At 67.6% G+C, this 1,829-nt stretch carries 2 protein-coding genes and 1 pseudogene; 2 read left to right on the top strand and 1 reads right to left on the bottom strand.

The window, feature by feature from the left end:
- A pseudogene (locus A9X00_RS32065) lies at positions 1–134 on the bottom strand (hypothetical protein); the annotation flags it as partial.
- Positions 135–262: 128 nt separating this feature from the next.
- Between A9X00_RS32065 and A9X00_RS20240 the strand changes: the two are divergent.
- Positions 263–1,228, top strand: coding sequence for a diacylglycerol kinase family protein (locus A9X00_RS20240; protein ID WP_067157438.1), 966 nt, complete (start codon positions 263–265; stop codon positions 1,226–1,228).
- A 269-nt stretch (positions 1,229–1,497) separates the two neighbouring features.
- A complete protein-coding gene (whiB1, locus tag A9X00_RS20235) occupies positions 1,498–1,752 on the top strand; it encodes a transcriptional regulator WhiB1 (RefSeq protein WP_066932419.1) in 255 nt (84 codons plus the stop codon).
- Positions 1,753–1,829 lie beyond the last annotated feature (77 nt).

The following is a 1,829-nucleotide window of genomic DNA, read 5'->3' as shown; positions in this document are numbered from 1 at the left end:
CCGTTGACCACGCGTTGGTCGGCCCCCGCGATCCCCCGCACCACCAGCACCGCCGCCATGACCAGCGCCGCCACGCCCTGCACCGCGACGATCACGCCCGCCGCGCGGACGGTGGACGGGGCGCGCGGGTTCACAGCGCCAGCGTAGTCAGCGGCCGTTACCGCACAGCACGCCCATAACGGCCCCGCCTCCCCCCGACTGCGCTGCTCCTCCTCACGCCGACGAGCGGCGTGCATCGTCGCACCGCATAAGCTCGGGGATCATGCGCGCCGTGCTGATCGTGAATCCCACAGCCACGTCCACCACTCCAGCCGGTCGCGACCTTCTCGCGCATGCGCTCAAGAGCCGCCTGCAGCTGACCGTCGAGCACACCACCCACCGGGGCCACGGCACCGAACTCGCGCACAAGGCGGTCGAGGACGGGGTCGACCTGGTCGTCGTGCACGGCGGCGACGGCACGGTGAGCGGCGTGGTCAACGGCTTGCTGGGCCGCCCCGGCGCCGCGGCCTCGGGGCCCGTGCCCGCCCTGGCGGTGGTGCCCGGCGGGTCGGCGAACGTGCTGGCCCGCTCGCTGGGCATTTCCCCCGACCCGGTCGCCGCGACCAACCAGCTCATCCAGCTGCTCGACGACTACCGCCGCCACCAGACCTGGCGTCGCATCAGCCTGATCGACTGCGGCGAGCAGTGGGCCGTGATCAACGCCGGGATGGGCGTCGACGCGGAGGTGGTGGCCGCGGTGGAAAGGCAGCGCAACAAGGGCGTCAAGGTCACCCCGCTGCGCTATTGGCGCGTCGCGATCCCTGTCACCTTGGCCTTCCGCCGCCGCGCACCGATCCTGACGGTGGAGCTGGCCGGCCGCGAGCCCGTCACCGGCGTGCACTTCGCCTGGGTGTCCAACACCACCCCGTGGACCTACAGCAACAGCCGCCCGCTGGTCACCAACCCGGGCTGCAGCTTCGACTCGGGCCTCGGGGTGTTCGCGCTCACCGAGATGAAGGTGTTCCCCACGCTGCGCCTGGTCAGCCAGCTGCTGGGCAACGGGCCGAAGGGCGACCCGAAGCAGCTGATCCGCGACGACGACGCCGCCTGCCTGCGGGTCACCTCGACCGGCGACCCGGTGGCCAGCCAGTTCGACGGCGATTATCTCGGCCTGCGTCAAACCATGACGTTCAGGACGGTCCCGGACGCGCTGCCGGTAGTCGCACCACCCGGCAAAAACCACCTCTGAGCTGCGACGACCGGGCGACCGGACGAAAATCACAGGGGAAAAAGCCCGGTAGTGTAGTACAACGGACTAAGGGCTTGAATAAGAAGTCTTTGAAGTGAGATAGCCCACGAGCTACGCACGACTATTGACTTCTGTTGAGCCTGTGAAACGATCGAAAGGTTGCATGCAGAAATTCATGTAGGGGCACGGACCCTTTTCTAGTGCACGCTTTAACAGCCGAAGAAAAAGACCGTGCGCCTTGCTGCGCACTCAGTGAGGAGTAACAACTTATGGATTGGCGCCACAAGGCGGTCTGTCGTGACGAGGACCCGGAGCTGTTCTTCCCGGTAGGGAACAGCGGTCCGGCGCTCGCGCAGATCGCTGACGCGAAACTGGTCTGCAATCGGTGCCAGGTGACCACGGAATGCCTGTCGTGGGCCCTGAACACCGGCCAGGACTCGGGCGTCTGGGGGGGCATGAGCGAAGATGAGCGGCGCGCACTCAAGCGTCGCAACGCCCGGACGAAGGCACGCAGCGGAGTCTGACGCAGTCTGCGGCAAGGCCTACGCCATCAAGGGCACCGCGACCGGCACCGATATGAGCAATCCGCAGCAGCCGCAGC

This window comes from Mycobacterium sp. 1245805.9 (genome assembly GCF_001672915.1).
In the GTDB taxonomy this organism is placed as follows: Bacteria; Actinomycetota; Actinomycetes; order Mycobacteriales; family Mycobacteriaceae; genus Mycobacterium.
This window is presented reverse-complemented; position numbering and strand designations above follow the sequence as displayed.